This window comes from Pseudonocardia kongjuensis, assembly GCF_039526905.1.
Taxonomy (GTDB): domain Bacteria; phylum Actinomycetota; class Actinomycetes; order Mycobacteriales; family Pseudonocardiaceae; genus Pseudonocardia; species Pseudonocardia kongjuensis.
Window position 1 is genome coordinate 212,390 of sequence record NZ_BAAAJK010000007.1, and the last position, 14,321, is coordinate 226,710.

General features: G+C 75.0%; 13 protein-coding genes and 1 riboswitch. Of the genes, 5 read left to right on the forward strand and 8 right to left on the reverse strand.

Annotated elements, in window-relative coordinates; translation table 11 throughout:
- Positions 1 to 16: 16 nt before the first annotated feature.
- Positions 17 to 1,126 carry an S-methyl thiohydantoin desulfurase family protein gene (locus ABD160_RS11275; protein ID WP_344021270.1) on the reverse strand — a complete coding sequence of 370 codons (1,110 nt, stop codon included), beginning with the start codon at positions 1,124 to 1,126 and terminating at the stop codon, positions 17 to 19.
- 79 nt (positions 1,127 to 1,205) lie between these two features.
- Here ABD160_RS11275 and ABD160_RS11280 point away from each other — a divergent pair, with 79 nt between their 5' ends.
- Positions 1,206 to 2,675, forward strand: a complete 1,470-nt coding sequence (locus ABD160_RS11280) for a PucR family transcriptional regulator (RefSeq protein ID WP_344021273.1) — start codon at positions 1,206 to 1,208, stop codon at positions 2,673 to 2,675.
- Here ABD160_RS11280 and ABD160_RS11285 read toward each other — a convergent pair.
- Positions 2,668 to 3,771: an S-methyl thiohydantoin desulfurase family protein gene (locus ABD160_RS11285; protein WP_344021275.1), complete on the reverse strand. Its 1,104-nt coding sequence runs from the start codon at positions 3,769 to 3,771 to the stop codon at positions 2,668 to 2,670. The genes ABD160_RS11280 and ABD160_RS11285 overlap by 8 nt on opposite strands.
- A gap of 66 nt (positions 3,772 to 3,837) precedes the next feature.
- Positions 3,838 to 5,382: a hydantoinase/oxoprolinase N-terminal domain-containing protein gene (locus ABD160_RS11290; protein WP_344021277.1), complete on the reverse strand. Its 1,545-nt coding sequence runs from the start codon at positions 5,380 to 5,382 to the stop codon at positions 3,838 to 3,840.
- Between the two features lie 301 nt (positions 5,383 to 5,683).
- Here ABD160_RS11290 and ABD160_RS11295 point away from each other — a divergent pair, with 301 nt between their 5' ends.
- On the forward strand, positions 5,684 to 6,673 hold the full coding sequence (locus tag ABD160_RS11295; protein ID WP_344021280.1) for an LLM class flavin-dependent oxidoreductase: 990 nt from the start codon (positions 5,684 to 5,686) through the stop codon (positions 6,671 to 6,673).
- 35 nt (positions 6,674 to 6,708) lie between these two features.
- Entirely contained in the window at positions 6,709 to 7,023 is a 315-nt protein-coding gene (locus tag ABD160_RS11300) for a hypothetical protein (RefSeq protein ID WP_344021282.1), read from the forward strand.
- A 35-nt stretch (positions 7,024 to 7,058) separates the two neighbouring features.
- Here the strand turns inward: ABD160_RS11300 and ABD160_RS11305 are convergent, their stop codons facing one another.
- The 4 genes from ABD160_RS11305 to gcvT are packed head-to-tail and all read right to left on the reverse strand — an operon-like array spanning position 7,059 to position 11,278.
- Positions 7,059 to 8,447: an L-serine ammonia-lyase gene (locus ABD160_RS11305; RefSeq protein ID WP_344021753.1), complete on the reverse strand. Its 1,389-nt coding sequence runs from the start codon at positions 8,445 to 8,447 to the stop codon at positions 7,059 to 7,061.
- 10 nt (positions 8,448 to 8,457) lie between these two features.
- Entirely contained in the window at positions 8,458 to 9,729 is a 1,272-nt protein-coding gene (locus tag ABD160_RS11310; RefSeq protein ID WP_344021285.1) for a serine hydroxymethyltransferase, read from the reverse strand.
- On the reverse strand, positions 9,726 to 10,112 hold the full coding sequence (gene gcvH / locus ABD160_RS11315) for a glycine cleavage system protein GcvH (RefSeq protein WP_344021286.1): 387 nt from the start codon (positions 10,110 to 10,112) through the stop codon (positions 9,726 to 9,728). Before gcvH ends, ABD160_RS11310 begins: the two co-directional genes overlap by 4 nt.
- A gap of 11 nt (positions 10,113 to 10,123) precedes the next feature.
- Positions 10,124 to 11,278 (reverse strand): glycine cleavage system aminomethyltransferase GcvT, encoded by a 1,155-nt coding sequence (gcvT, locus tag ABD160_RS11320; RefSeq protein WP_344021288.1) that lies wholly within the window; start codon positions 11,276 to 11,278, stop codon positions 10,124 to 10,126.
- 45 nt (positions 11,279 to 11,323) lie between these two features.
- Positions 11,324 to 11,422: riboswitch (glycine riboswitch) on the reverse strand.
- A gap of 183 nt (positions 11,423 to 11,605) precedes the next feature.
- Between gcvT and ABD160_RS11325 the strand changes: the two genes are divergently transcribed.
- Together ABD160_RS11325 and ABD160_RS11330 are read left to right on the forward strand one after the other, a co-directional pair.
- Entirely contained in the window at positions 11,606 to 11,998 is a 393-nt protein-coding gene (locus ABD160_RS11325; protein WP_344021290.1) for an ArsR/SmtB family transcription factor, read from the forward strand.
- Positions 11,999 to 12,043: 45 nt separating this feature from the next.
- The gene (locus ABD160_RS11330; RefSeq protein ID WP_344021292.1) at positions 12,044 to 13,513 is read left to right on the forward strand and encodes a substrate-binding protein; all 1,470 of its coding nucleotides are present in this window, start codon (positions 12,044 to 12,046) and stop codon (positions 13,511 to 13,513) included.
- Positions 13,514 to 13,543: 30 nt separating this feature from the next.
- Here ABD160_RS11330 and ABD160_RS11335 read toward each other — a convergent pair whose 3' ends face one another.
- Positions 13,544 to 14,293, reverse strand: coding sequence for an LLM class flavin-dependent oxidoreductase (locus tag ABD160_RS11335; RefSeq protein ID WP_344021294.1), 750 nt, complete (start codon positions 14,291 to 14,293; stop codon positions 13,544 to 13,546).
- Positions 14,294 to 14,321 lie beyond the last annotated feature (28 nt).

A 14,321-nucleotide genomic window follows, 5' to 3' on the forward strand; every position in this document is an offset into this window, starting at 1 on the left:
GGTCGCACCGCTGCGTTCAGGAGTCACGTCCGGCCCCCGTCGCCACCGGCCGGGCGGAGCCGGGCACCGGTGCCAGGTCGTAGCCGAACAGCCGGGGCCCGACCACGTCGAGACCGGCCGGGGTCCACCAGACCTCCGGGGTGGGGATCGCGACCACGCCGACCCGGCGCCCGTACTCCAGCCGCTCGGTCCCGATCGGGCGGCCGTCCTCCAGCGCGAGCACCGCGATCACGTCCGGCACGGTCGCCACGACCTCGCCGTCCTCCAGCGCGAGCAGCACCTCGTTCTGCAGCTCCAGGCGCAGCCGCCGGGTGTCGGTGGTGCCGCTGTCGACGACCGCGTGGCCGCGGGTGAACCCGGCGCCGCTGCTGCGTTCCAGCTCCACGATGCGCCCCTCGGCCAGCACCCGGCCGCCGGTCAGCTCGGCCAGCGCGGACGGCCAGCCGTCCCGGCAGCGCTGCATGGCGGTGCCGACCTGCAGCGCCCGGGACACCGAGCCCGGGATCACCGCGGAGCGGGCGACCGGCCCGGTCATCACGTAGAGCGCACCGGCGCACACCCCGCCGAGCGCGGCCGTGCAGCCGCGGGCGAGCCGCTCCGCGTCGGTGTTGTTCGCGGTGTGCAGGACGATGTCGTTGCCCCGCCCGTCGGTCAGGACCAGCGGCCCGGCCGGCACACCGGCCACGTGCATCGCCTGCTGCTGCATCTCCGGGAAGGCCCGGCCCATCCCGTCCGCGTCGAGCAGCGGCAGCCCGAGCAGCGCCGCCCAGGAGACCGGGAGCAGGCCGTTCGCCCCGGCGATCTCGTAGCACATGACGGTGTCGACGGGCCGGTCGTGCAGCGCGGCGACGGCATCCGCCAGCTGCCTGCCCTCCTGGCCGCTCCAGATCCGCTCGTGCGCGATCGTCGGCGACCCGATCAGCCCGCACGGCATCACCAGCGTGTCCGGACCGAGCCCGTCGGGTGGCAGAACCGGGACCGGCCCCGACTCCGCGATCGCCAGGCGTGCCATCGCCAGCCCGACCGGGGTGTCCCCACCGCCGCCGGCACCCAGCACGGCACAGCCCAGCGCGTAGGCCTCGATGTTCTGGTCGCTGAGCTGCACGTCGAGAACGTAACAGCGCATTTTCCGCTCGCTATGTGCACGTTGCACGAGATTTGGCATTCTTTCGGCACTTCTGACGATCGGAGATGCCGTGCCCCCGTTGAGCGAGGTTCTGCGTGCCCCCGGCCTCGCCCTGGAGCCGATCGGCGAGCAGCTGCCGGACGTCGACGTCACCTGCGTGGCGCTCGCCGAGGACCTCGAGGATCTGGGCCGCGCCCCGGCGGGCTCCGCGGTGGTCCTCGGCCGCGGCGCGCACGCCGCCGTCGGAACGTACCGGTTCGACGTCGCGCTGCGGGCCGCCGCGGGGCGCGGGGTCGCGGCCGTCGTGCTCTCCGATCCGGCCGTCGCGCCGACCACGACCTCGGTCGCCGCGGCCCGGCGGCACGGGATCGCACTGCTGCGCGACGTGAACGCCGGCGGGATCGTCCCGCTGCTCTGCGAGCTCGACGCCGCGTTGCGCGGTCCCGCCGAGCTGGCGCTGCGGCGGGCGCTGCTGACCGTGCAGCGGCTCGCCGGCCGCCGGGGCACCGCGGCGGCCGACCTGGTGGCCGACGTCGCGCGGATCACCGACTCGGAGATCGAGCTGACCGACCGTCCGGACGGCGGGCAGGCGTTCCCGGTCGGGCTGGACGACGAGGCGACCGAGTGGGTCGTCGTCCGGGCCGCCACCGGCGCGGAACGGCCCGAGCTGCCGCTGATCGGCCGGCTGCTCGCCGACGCGCTCGGCCTCGCGCACCTCGCCGAGCGGCGGGCCCGCGACCTGCCGATCCGGTCCCGCGCCGAGCTGCTCTCCGAGCTGCTCGACAGCTCGGCCCGTGGCCGGTCGGAGCTGCTGGGCCGGGCCAGGGCGATGGGGCTGCCGATCGACGGCTGGCATCTCGTCGCCCGGTTCGAGCTGGAGGAGGCCGACCGCCCCGAGCCGGACGAGGTGGCCGCGTTCGCCGCCCGCGAGGAGCTCGCCCGGATCCTGCTCGACGGCGTCCGCAGCAGCGGGACCTGGCACTTCGCCCGCTCCGAGCGGGGACTGCTGCTCATCCAGATGTCGCGCAGCGATCCCGGGTCGACCGCCGCCGCCGACACGGTGCGCGCCGTGCAGCGGGCGGTCGACATCGCCGTCGCCGCGTTCCCCCGGCTGGAGCTGTACTGCGGGATCGGGACCGCGCAGGGCGGGCCGACCGGGCTGATCACCTCCGCGGCCGAGGCCCGGGCGGCGGCCGGTGCGATGCGCGCCAGGGGGCGCTCCAACACCGCGACCGCGTTCGACGGGCTCGGCCTGCGCCGCACCCTGGTCGAGTGGTACGCCTCGCACACCGCCCGCTCGGCCGTCGACGCGGTGCTGGCCCCGCTGGACCGGATGGGTGGCGCCAAGGCCGAGGCCGCCATCCGGACCCTGCGCGCCTACCTCGACAACCACGGATCGCTCTCCCGCGCCGCCGACGAGCTGCACCTGCACCGCAACTCGGTCGCCTACCGGGTCGACCGGATCTTCGCCGAGCTCGACGTCGACCTGGAGAACCCGGACGACTGGCTGCTGCTGCAGCTGGCCTGCCGCGCCCGCTCGCTCACCTGATCCGGACCAGTTCCTCGACCGGCGTCCAGTCGGCGTCCAGGCCGAACGCCCGTGGCCCGAAGACCGCCAGCGCCTCCGGCGTCCGCATGATCTCGGGCGTGCCGATCACGAAGATCCGCACCCGCTGCCCGTAGCGCAGCGCCTCGGTGGTGATCGGGAACGCGGTCTCGGCGTCGAGCACCGTGATCAGGTCCGGGGCGACGGCGAGGAGCCGTCCGCCCTCGCGGGCCATCAGGTGCTCGTTCTGGAAGGTGAGCTCCACCGTGCGGCCGCCGTCGAAGGTCGCGATCCGCGCCGAGCCGCGGACGAACCCGTCCGCGCTGCGCCGCTCGACGTCGACGACCTTGCCCTCCAGCAGGCTGTGCCCGAAACGGTAGATCGTCGTCGCCAGGCAGCCGGCGAGCGCCTCGAACGGGTCCCGGTGCTCGTCGTGCGCCAGCCGGATGACCCGGCCCAGGGCCAGCGCCAGGCTCGACGTCCCGGGGATGGCGGTGCGCTTCACCTGCGCACCGGTCATCGGGTACTCGGCGATGTAGGCGACCCCGCCCATCCGGACGGTCACCGCACGGGCGTACCACTCCATGCTGTGGTTGTCCGGCCCGGTGTCGAGCAGCGCGGTGTGACCGCGCTCGTTGCAGATCGCGATCGGCGACCCGGAGACCCCATACACCCCGAAGGTCTCCATCTGCAGCTCGGGGAAGGCGCGGCCCATCCCGTCGCCGTCGACCATCGGCAGCCCGGTCCGGGCCGCCACCAGCAGCGGGATCATCGAGTTGAGGCCGCCGCACTCCATCGGGATGATCGCGTCCGCGGCGCGGCCGAGATGGCGCTCCAGACTGCGCAGCGCCTGCACCGGCTCGTCGCCGCCGGGGATCTTCTCGATGACGACGGTCGGGGCACCCATGAAGGCGCTCGCCACGACGAGCGCGTCGTCGTCGACCTCGTCCGGGTCGAGCAGCGTGATGGTCGCGCCGCGTTCGAGCTCGGCGCGCACCAGCAGCAGCCCGATGTAGGGATCGCCGCCGCCGCCCGCACCGAGCAGCGCGGCGCCGCGGGCGAGATCGGGGAGGTCGTCGATCGGCAGTTCACGGGGCACGGGCGTCTCCGGGATCGGGGTGGGTGTGGGGGTCCGGCGGCTCGGCGGCTCGGCAGCCTCGGCAACTCAGCCGGTCAGCACGAGATCGCCCGCTGCCTTGACCCGGATCCGGGTGGCGTTGCCGGGCAGGTAGGCGAGCGGGACCTCGTCGACGTCGACGATCTGCACGCTGCCCGGTGCGGCCCCGGCGGCGACGGCCTTGCCGACCGCCTCCTGCTTGGCCTCGTCGAGCAGCCGTTCCCGCTGGCCGGGGCCGACCGAGCACATCCGGTCGACCTCGCCGCCGATCTGGGCGGTCGCGGCGCCGATCGCGTTGGCGGTGGCGTGGTGCTCCGGCCGGTGCACCCGGCCCACGCCGGTGAGCGTGTCGGGCACGAGGATGCTGCCGCCGCCGACGGCGACCACCGTGGTCGTCGCGCCGGAGGTCCGGACCCGGTCGACGGCGGCGCCGATTGACTCGCCGATCCGCTCGCGCACCACGGCGACCAGCTCCGGATCCAGCCCGCGGACCAGCCGGGCGTCGCCGATGTCCGCCATCCCGGCGGCGACCGCCACGTCGGTGCAGGTCAGCGTGTCACCGCCGAACACGAGCGCCTCCCGGGTCAGCCGGTAGCCGACGCTGTCCGGGCCGATCCGCAGCGGATCGGTGCGCACCCGGCTGCCGCCGCCCAGGCCGATCGACAGCACGTCGGGCATCCGGAAGTTGGTGCGGATCCCGGCGACGCTGATCTCGGTGCCCGCCTCGTGCGGGAACCCGTTGCGCAGCATGCCGACGTCGGTGGTGGTGCCGCCGACGTCGACCACCGCGCAGTCGCCCGAGCCGGACAGGAACGCCGCCCCGCGCATCGAGTTGGTCGGGCCGGAGGCGAACGTGGACACCGGGAACCGGCGGGCGTGCTCGACGTCCATCAGGGTGCCGTCGTTCTGGCTGAGGTACAGCGGGGCGTCGATGCCGGCGGCCGCCACGGTCGCGCCGAGGCCCGCGCAGATCCGGACCGCGAGCTCGCCGAGCGCCGCGTTGACGACGGTCGCGTTCTCCCGTTCCAGCAGGCCCATCCGGCCGATCAGGTGCGACAGGCTGATCGTGACGCCGGGCAGCAGCGCGCCGAGGATCTCCGCGGCCTCGATCTCGAACTCCGCGTTGACCGGCGAGTACACCGACGACACGGCGACGGCGCGCAGTCCGCGGCGGCGGATGTCCTCGGCGGCGCGTTCCAGCTCGTCGCGGCGCAGCGGGGAGATGGTCCGGCCGTCGATCTCGTGCCCGCCGTGGCACAGGTAGCTGCGCCCGCGCACCGCCCGGACCAGCCGCTCGGGCCAGCCCGACATCGGCGGCAGCGCCCGGGTGGCGGGCAGGCCGAGCCGCACCGCCGCCGTCGGGGCGAGATCGCGGCCCTCGACGAGCGCGTTGACGAAGTGCGTCGTCCCGATCATGACGCCCTGCACCGAGGCGGGATCGTGTCCCGCGGCGGCCCGCAGGGCGGCCAGCGCGTCGGCGATACCGGACGTCACGTCCTCGGTGGTCGCGGTCTTCGTCTCCGCGAGCACGGTCCGCCCGTCGATGAGTACGGCGTCGGTGTTGGTCCCACCCACGTCGATGCCGATGCGCATGGCCCCTCCGTTGTCGTGCCGGACGCGCTCCGGATCCGGGTGCGCCGGGCTCCGACGCTAGAGAGCGGGGCGGGGCCGCTCCTGTGCGTTCCGCCCGAAGATCGCGCGGTTTTCGTGCTGCGTGTCAGGGAGGAACGTCCGGTTCCGGACCGCTGGGCATCGTGCACAACTTCGGCCCCCGCCTCGGTGGATATGACGGAGACCGGTACGCAACGGCGAACCTAGGGTCGGACGACGATCCTGTGCGGACTGGAGGCCCCGTGACCGAACCGCCGTGTACCCGCCCGTCCGGACCGAACCGGTGAGCGCCGCCCGTTCCCCCGTCGGCCTGGTGCTGGGCAGCCACATGCCTCCCGGGGACATCGTGGCGACCGCCCGCTCGGCCGAGCAGCTGGGTTTCGGGGAGCTGTGGTTCTCCGAGGACTGTTTCTTCTCCGGCGGGATGGCCGGGGCCGCCGCCGCGCTGTCGGCGACCACCGACATCCCGCTCGGGCTGGGGATCGTGTCGGCGTCCGCCCGGCACCCGGCGATCCTGGCGATGGAGCTGGCCACCCTCGACGTGCTGTTCCCGGGCCGGATCTACGGCGGCATCGGGCACGGCGTCCCGGCCTGGCTCGACCAGATGGGCATCATGCCGCCGCGCGCGCTGTCGGCGCTGCGCCAGTGTGTCGGCGCGGTGCGCAGGCTGTGCGACGGCGAGCAGGTCACCGAGGACGGCCACTACCGGTTCGACCGGATCGAGCTGGCCCACCCGACCGCCACCCGGGTGCCGCTCTACACCGGCGTGGTGAACGAGAAGGGGCTGCGGCTGTCCGGCGAGATCGCCGACGGGACCGTGCTGTCCACGCTGTCGGGCACCGACTACGTCCGCTGGGCCCGGGCCCGGATCGACGAGGGGCGCAAGACCGCCGACCGCACCGACGACCACCGCCTGGTCACCTACGCGCTGTTCTCCGTCGACCACGACCGGGAGGTCGCCCGCCGCGCCGTCCGCGAGTCGGTCGCGTTCTACCTGTCCGCCATGCCGGACACCGCGCTGTCCCGGGTCCCCGGGATCCAGGACGAGCTGACCGCGCTGCTCGCCGAGGTCGGCGCGGACGGGCTGGCCGACGCGCTGCCCGAGCAGTGGATCTCCGATCTCGCCGTCGCCGGCGACCCGGACGAGTGCGTGCAGAAGCTGCGCGCCCTGCTCGACGCCGGATCCGACTCGGTCGGGCTCTGGCTGTTCCCGGCGCCCGAGGCCGGCCGGATCGCCGAGCTCGCCGCCCGCGAGGTGCTCCCCCGGCTGTGAACCGGCCGCCGTCCCCCCTTCTGAGGAGAACTCCCGTGACCCACCGCGTGTACTTCCTGAACCGGCTGCTGCCCGGCGTCGAACCGGCCGCCTACGAGGAGTGGATCCGGCGCAGCGACTACCCGGTCGCCCGGGCCTGCCCGGCGATCCTGAGCTACGACGTCACCCGGATCGACGGCACCCTGGACGGTGCAGGCACCCCGTCGGTCGCCTACCTGGAGGTCATCGAGGTGACCGACATCGACGAGTACCGGGCCGCCGGCAAGGCCCCCGAGTTCGCCGCGCTGCTCGCCGAGTGGGCGACCTTCGTCGAGCTCGCGGAGGCGGTGCACGGCCCGGTCGTCGAGTAGCCCCGGCCCGCTCAGCGCTCGATTCAGCGCTCGATTCAGCACTCGATCACGTTCACCGCCAGCCCGCCGCGCGACGTCTCCTTGTACTTGACCTTCATGTCCGCCCCGGTCTCGCGCATCGTCTTGACCGCCTTGTCCAGCGACACCACGTGCGTCCCGTCGCCGTAGAGCGCCATCCGGGCGGCGTGCACCGCCTTCGCCGCCCCGACCGCGTTGCGCTCGATGCACGGGATCTGGACCAGCCCGCCGACCGGGTCGCAGGTCAGCCCCAGGTGGTGCTCGACGGCGATCTCGGCGGCGTTCTCCACCTGCTCCGGGGTCCCGCCGAGCACCTCGGTGAGTCCGGCGGCGGCCATCGCCGCGGCCGAGCCGACCTCGCCCTGGCAACCGACCTCGGCGCCGGAGATCGAGGCGTTCTCCTTGATGATCGACCCGATCGCGCCGGCGGTGAGCAGGAAGCGGACCACACCGGCGTCGTCGGCACCGGGGACGAACCGGCGGTAGTAGTGCAGCACCGCCGGGACGATGCCGGCGGCGCCGTTGGTCGGGGCGGTGACGATCCGGCCGCCGGAGGCGTTCTCCTCGTTGACCGCCATCGCGAACAGGCTGACCCAGTCCATCACGTGCAGCGGATCGGACTCCCGGCCCGCGGCGAGCAGCCACCGGTGCAGGCCGGGTGCGCGGCGGCGGACCCGCAGGCCACCGGGCAGCACGCCGTCGCGCTCGCACCCGTTGCGCACGCAGTCCTGCATGACCGCCCAGATCCGCAGCAGACCGTCGTCGATCGCGGTGTCGTCGCGGTGCACCCGCTCGTTGCCGCGCATCACACCGCTGACCGGCAGACCGGTCCGGGCGCAGGTGGCGAGCAGGTCCGCACCGCTGTGGAACGGGAACGGGAACGGGGACGGGGACGGCACCGGGCCGGCACCGTCGGCGGACCCGTCCGGCGGTCCGGCCGGGCCGCGCACGAACCCGCCGCCGACCGAGTAGAAGGTGCGGACCCGCAGCTCCCCGCCGTCGGCGTCCCAGGCCCGGAACTCCATCCCGTTGGGGTGCTCGGGCAACGTCCGGCGGCGGTGCAGCACGACGTCGTCGGCCGCCGAGAAGGCGATCTCGTGGCGGCCGCCGAGCCGGAGCCGCCCGGCCGCGCCGATCCCGGCGACGACGTCCGGCGCGCGGGCGGTGTCGACGGTCTCGGGGCGCTCCCCGAGCAGCCCCAGCAGCACGGCCGGGCCGCTGCCGTGCCCGTGCCCGGTCGCGCCCAGCGACCCGAACAGCTCCGCCCGGACCCGCCCGACGCGGGGCAGCAGGCCGTCCTCGGCGAGGCCGGTGACGAACCGTGCCGCGGCCCGCATCGGGCCGACGGTGTGCGAGCTGGACGGGCCGATCCCGATCGAGAACAGGTCGAAGACGCTGACCGGCACGGGCATCGGGTCAGCGCCCCGGGTAGAGCGGGCGGCGCGCGACCAGGGCCGCGACGCGCTCGCGCAGGGCGGTCGCCCGCGCGGCGTCGAAGCCCGGGGCGAGCGCGCCGGCGACGATGTCGGCGACCTCGCGGAAGTCGTCGGCGTCGAACCCGCGGGTGGCCAGCGCCGGGGTGCCGATCCGCAGCCCGGAGGTGATCATCGGCGGGCGCGGGTCGAACGGCACCGCGTTGCGGTTGACCGTGATCCCGACGTCGTGCAGCCGGTCCTCGGCGGCCCGGCCGTCCAGCTCGGAGTTCACCAGGTCGACCAGCACCAGGTGCACGTCGGTGCCGCCGGTGAGCACCCGGATGCCGGCGTCCGCGCAGTCCGCGGCGACCAGCCGCTCGGCGAGCAGCCGGGCGCCCTGCACGGTGCGCCGCTGGCGCTCGGCGAACTCCTCGGTCCCGGCGATCCGCAGCGCGACCGCCTTGGCGGCGATCACGTGCTCCAGCGGGCCGCCCTGCTGGCCGGGGAACACCGCGGACGCCAGCTTCTTCGCGTGCTCGGCGCGGGCCAGGATCAGCCCGCCGCGCGGGCCGCCGAGCGTCTTGTGCGTGGTGCTGGTGACGACGTCGGCGTAGGGCACCGGGCTCGGGTGCTCACCGGCGGCGACCAGCCCGGCGAAGTGCGCCATGTCCACCATCAGCAGCGCGCCGACCTCGTCGGCGATCCGCCGGAACCCGGCGAAGTCCAGCTCGCGCGGGTACGCCGACCAGCCGGCGATGATCAGCTTCGGCTGCTCGGCGCGGGCGACCCGCTCGACCTCGGCCATGTCGACGAGCCCGGTCGCGGCGTCCACGTGGTAGGCCGAGACCCGGTAGAGCCGTCCGGAGAAGTTGAGCTTCATGCCGTGCGTGAGGTGCCCGCCGTGCGCCAGGTCGAGGCCGAGGATGCCGTCGCCGGGCTGCAGCAGCGCCGCCATCGCGGCCGCGTTGGCCTGCGCGCCGGAGTGCGGCTGCACGTTGGCGTACTCGGCGCCGAACAGCTCGCGGGCCCGGTCGATCGCCAGCTGCTCGACGACGTCGACGTGCTCGCAGCCGCCGTAGTAGCGGCGGCCGGGATAGCCCTCGGCGTACTTGTTGGTGAGCACCGAGCCCTGCGCCTCCAGCACCGCGACCGGGGCGAAGTTCTCCGAGGCGATCATCTCCAGGGTGTCGCGCTGCCGGGCCAGCTCGGCGTCGACGGCCTTCGCGACCTCGGGATCGGCGTCGGCCAGCGACGCACCGAAGGTGCTGTTCACGCGCCACCCTCCCCGGTCAGCGAGCGGTACTCGGCGGCGGTCAGCAGCTCCGGGACGCCGTCGTCGCCGGGCTCGACCCGGAACAGCCAGCCGCGGCCGTAGGGGTCCTCGCCCGCGGTCTCCGGCGCGTCGTCGAGGGCGTCGTTGACCACGGTCACGGTCCCGCCGAGCGGGGCGAACAGGTCGCTCACCGACTTGGTGGACTCGATCTCGCCGCAGGCCTCGCCCGCGGTGACGGTGTCGCCCGCGGCCGGCAGCTGGACGAACACGACGTCGCCGAGCGCCTCGGCGGCGTGTGCGGTGATGCCGACGGTGGCGGTGCCACCCTCGACCCGTACCCACTCGTGCTGCTCGGTGTAGCGCAGGTCGTCAGGGACGGACATGTCGGATCCTCTCACTCGGGACGGGTGTAGAAGGGCAGGCCGACCACCTCGACCGGCTCGGGCCGGCCGCGGACGTCGACGACGAGCGCGGTGCCGGGCCCGGACACGGCCCGGTCGACGAACGCCATCGCGATCGGATGGCCCAGGGTCGGGGACAGCACGCCGCTGGTCACCTCGCCGACCGTGGCCCCGGCGCCGTCGAGCACCGGATGGCCGGCCCGCGGTGCGCGCCGGCCGCTGCCGCGCAGCCCGGCGGGCACCCGGGCCTGCGGGGTGTCCCGCTCGCGGGCGAGCGCGGCGCGGCCGACGAAGTCGGCCTCCTTGCCGAACTTCACGACCCGGCCCAGGCCGGACGCGAACGGCGAGAGCCCGGGGCCGAGCTCGTGTCCGTGCAGCGGCATCCCGGCCTCCAGCCGGAGCGTGTCGCGGCAGGCGAGTCCGCAGGGCACCAGCCCGTGCCCGGTCCCGGCCGCGGTGAGCCGCTCCCAGACGGCGGCCGCGCCCGCCGTGCCGACGTAGACCTCGAAGCCGTCCTCGCCGGTGTAGCCGGTGCGGGCCAGCAGCACCTGGTGCCCGGCGAGGGTGGCCGGGCGGGCCGCGTAGTAGCGCAGGTCGCCGACCGGCGCACCGGTCGCGGTCTCGACGATCGCGGCGGACGCCGGGCCCTGCACGGCGACCAGCGCGGTGTCCGCGGAGCGGTCGGTGATCCGCACGCCGTCGCCGGCGCAGCGCTCGCCCAGCTCGGCGGCCACCAGCAGCCGGTTCGACGCGTTCGCGACGACCAGGTAGTGCTCCGCGGCGAGCCGGTAGACGACCAGGTCGTCGAGCACGCCGCCGTCCGGCGCGCAGAGCATCGTGTAGCGGGCCCGGCCGGGCGCCAGCGCGCCGAGGTCGCCGACCAGCGCGCCGTCCAGCGCCGCGGCGGCGGCCGGGCCCTCGACGTGGATCTCGCCCATGTGCGAGAGATCGAACAGGCCGGCCGCGCGGCGCACCGCGTGGTGCTCGGCGAGGTCACCGCCGTAGCGGACCGGCATCGTCCAGCCGGCGAAGCCGGTGAAGGTCGCGCCGAGCGCGACGTGCGTGTCGTGCAGCACCGAACGCAGCAGCTCGCGCTCGCTCGGCCCGGTCCGGGTCTCGGTGTCGGTCTGGGTCTCGGTCTGGGTCATCGTGGTGCTCACCCCGGGGCAGACGCGTGGGCGGTGCCGCCCACACGGTCCCCCTCTGTCCCGAGCCTGAGAGATTCACCGGTGCACGACCGGCTTTCACCATCGGCGAGGCGTGTCCGACGCCTGCTTTCCAGAGTGGCCTGGCCCGTGCGGTGTGGGGTACCTGAGAGTTTGGCGGGGTGCTTGCTCCTCCGGTGCCTGTCCGGTCGTGCGACAGGTCTCTTCCGCGCGGGCTCGTACGGCCCGGTCTTCAGTTGTCCGCAGGACGATACCGATTCCCGCGCCGGAGGGAAGGGGTCCGGACCGCTTCCGGCTAGACTCCGTACCATGTCAACGGATCCTGACGCGTCTGACGCGTTCGGCGTGGGCGGCCGGGACGCCGGTCTCGCCTTCGACGCGCTCGCCGATCCGGTCCGCCGCCGGATCCTGGCGGTGCTCTCCGAGAGCGACGAGTGCAGCGCGGGCGAGCTGGCGGACCGGATCACCACGGTCGGCCGGACCGCGGTCTCCACCCACCTGCGGGTGCTGCGGATCGCCGGCCTGGTCAGCGAGCGCCGGTCCGGCAGGTTCCGCTACTACGCGATCGAGCCCGGCGGTGCCGCGGCCGACGTGATCGCGCTGCTGCGCAACCTGTTCCAGTCGTCGCTGGGCGAGGCCCGGTCCGCCGCCGAGAGCGCGGCCGGGCACCGGGAGCCGGCCCGCCGGGAGGCGGCCGGATGACCCGGCGCGCCGACGGATCCCGCTGACGGCCACCCACCCACCGGCATGGGGACGATCGCGGTCACGGTGGAGGAGTTCGCCGCCGTCGCACCCGAGGTGGTCTTCGACCGGTTCGGCCGCGACGGCGGGGGCTGGCTGTTCGGCGCGTCCTGCGACCGGGTCGCGCTCGGCGAGCCGATCACCCTGCTGACGCCGATCGGCGACGGCCCGCCGGTCGACGTCCTGGGCCGGATCAGCGACCTGCGCAGGCCGCACGGCATCACGATCACCCACGACCAGCCGTGGCGCGGCCGGATCCGGCTGCGCTTCACCGCGGCCCCCGGCGGGACCCGGATCCGGCTCGACGCGCACATCGACGAGCAGGGCCTGGAGTGGCTGATGCGCCGGCGCGGGCACCCGGTGCGCGACCGGGCCGCCACCGGCCCCCGGATCGGCGCCCTCACCAGCCGGTCCGGTTCCGGGAGCGTGTTCGCCTCGGCCGTCGCGAACGCCGCCGTGCTCGCCGTCGACGAGGTCAACGCCGCGGGCGGGATCGGCGGGCGGCCGGTCGAGCTGCTGCACGCCGACGACGCGACCGATCCCGGCACCGGCGCGCTGGAGGCGCTGCGGCTGGCCCGCGCGGGCTGCCGGACGATCTTCCTGACCACGACGTCGGCCACCTACCAGGCGGTGTCCTCGGCGCTGACCGGCCACGACGTGCTGGTCGTGCACACCAACATGAACGAGGGCGGCGGCGAGTCGCGGCTGCGGATCCGGCTCGGCGAGCGGCCGTGGACCCAGATCGCGCTGGCGGCGGGCCCGGTGATGCGGTCGGCGGGCGGGCGGCGCTGGTTCCTGGCCGGCAACGACTACGTCTGGCCGCGGACGGTGAACCGGATCGCCCGGGAGGTGCTGCCCGGCAACGGCGCGGTGCTGGTCGGCGAGGGGTACGCCCCGCTCGGCGCCCGCGACTTCGGCCCGCTGATCGAGCGGATCGCCGCGTCCGGTGCGGACATCGTGCTGGACACCTTCGTCGGCGCGGACGCCGCCGCGTTCGAGCGCCAGTGCCATGCGATGGGCCTGCGCGAGCGCACCGTCAGCCTGGGCCCGGCGATGGACGAGGCCACCCTGGAGCGGATCGGGTTCGAGGCGTCCGAGGGCATCCACGGGGTGTCCGGCTACTTCCAGCACCTGCAGACCGAGCGCAACGGGACGCTGCTGCAGCGCTACCGCGAGCGGTTCGGCCGCTGGGCGCCGCCGCTGTCCAGCCTGTCCGAGTCGATGTTCGAGGCGATCCACGTGTGGGCGGCCGCGGCCCGGCAGGTCCGGACCACCGACCCGACCCCGGTGGCCGACGAGATGCGCCACGGCCGGTTCGAGGTGCCGCGCGGCACGATCGCCCTGGACGGCCGTCATCACGTGGAGCAGCCGCTGCACCTGGCCGCCGCGCGCGGGGCCACGTTCGGGTCGATGTCGGACAGCGACGGCGCGGTGCGGACCGGCGCCGCGCCGACCCGGCCGGGCCGCCGCCGGTGAGGGCGCGGGCCGTGCGGCGGCCCGCCGGGCTCAGGGCAGCAGTGCCCGCACCCGCTCCGGGTCCGGCCCGCCCGGCGCGATCGCCACGACCGCGTCGTCGAAGCCCGCGTCGGCGTAGCGGCGCAGCTGCTCGCCGATCGGCCCGAGATCGGCGCCCGCGGGCACCGGGATCGCGTACGCGACCGCGCGGAGGCCACCGGCGGCCCGGAACCGGTCGTGCGCGGCGAGCAGCTCGTCGGGGGTGACGCGGAACGCCGAGCCGAGCCAGCCCTCGAAGTGGCGGGCCGCCTTCTCGACGTTCGCGCCCCACGAGCCGAGCAGCAGCGGCGGGCGGCCGTCGCGCGGCGGGTCGGCGAGCCGGGCCTGCGCGTCGCCACCGTCGGCGAGCAGTGCCCGCAGCCGGACGATGTTCTCGTCGAAGGCACGGAAACGGCCCCGGTGGTCGCGCCCCAGCACGGCGTAGTCGCTGCGGGTCGAGCCCGGGCTCACCCCGAGCGACAGCCGGTCGCCGCACACCGCCTGCAGCGAGAGCATCCGGTGCGCGAGCTCGGCGGGATGGTGCAGCGGAACCTGCACCGTGCCGGTTCCCAGCTCAAGGTCCGGGGTGGCGGCCGCCGCGGCCGCCAGCGCCGCGAACGGGTCCGGGACCAGCCGGCCGCGCCCGATGATCTCGGGTGCCCACAGGCTCCGGAACCCGGCGTCGGCGAGCCGGCGCGCCCACCCGACCACCGGGTACGGCGGCGCGTCCGACAGGTGCGCGAGCAGCGCGCCCAGGCGCACGGCTAGGCCCGCCGGTCCGGCGGGCCCG

Excerpts from the sequence above, each read along its gene's own strand:
- ABD160_RS11275 (WP_344021270.1), bottom strand. The coding sequence starts at position 1,126 with ATGCGCTGTTACGTTCTCGACGTGCAGCTCAGCGACCAGAACATCGAG.
- ABD160_RS11290 (WP_344021277.1), bottom strand. The coding sequence starts at position 5,382 with ATGCGCATCGGCATCGACGTGGGTGGGACCAACACCGACGCCGTACTC.
- gcvH (WP_344021286.1), bottom strand. The coding sequence starts at position 10,112 with ATGTCCGTCCCTGACGACCTGCGCTACACCGAGCAGCACGAGTGGGTA.
- gcvT (WP_344021288.1), bottom strand. The coding sequence starts at position 11,278 with ATGACCCAGACCGAGACCCAGACCGACACCGAGACCCGGACCGGGCCG.
- ABD160_RS11325 (WP_344021290.1), top strand. The coding sequence starts at position 11,606 with ATGTCAACGGATCCTGACGCGTCTGACGCGTTCGGCGTGGGCGGCCGG.
- ABD160_RS11330 (WP_344021292.1), top strand. The coding sequence starts at position 12,044 with ATGGGGACGATCGCGGTCACGGTGGAGGAGTTCGCCGCCGTCGCACCC.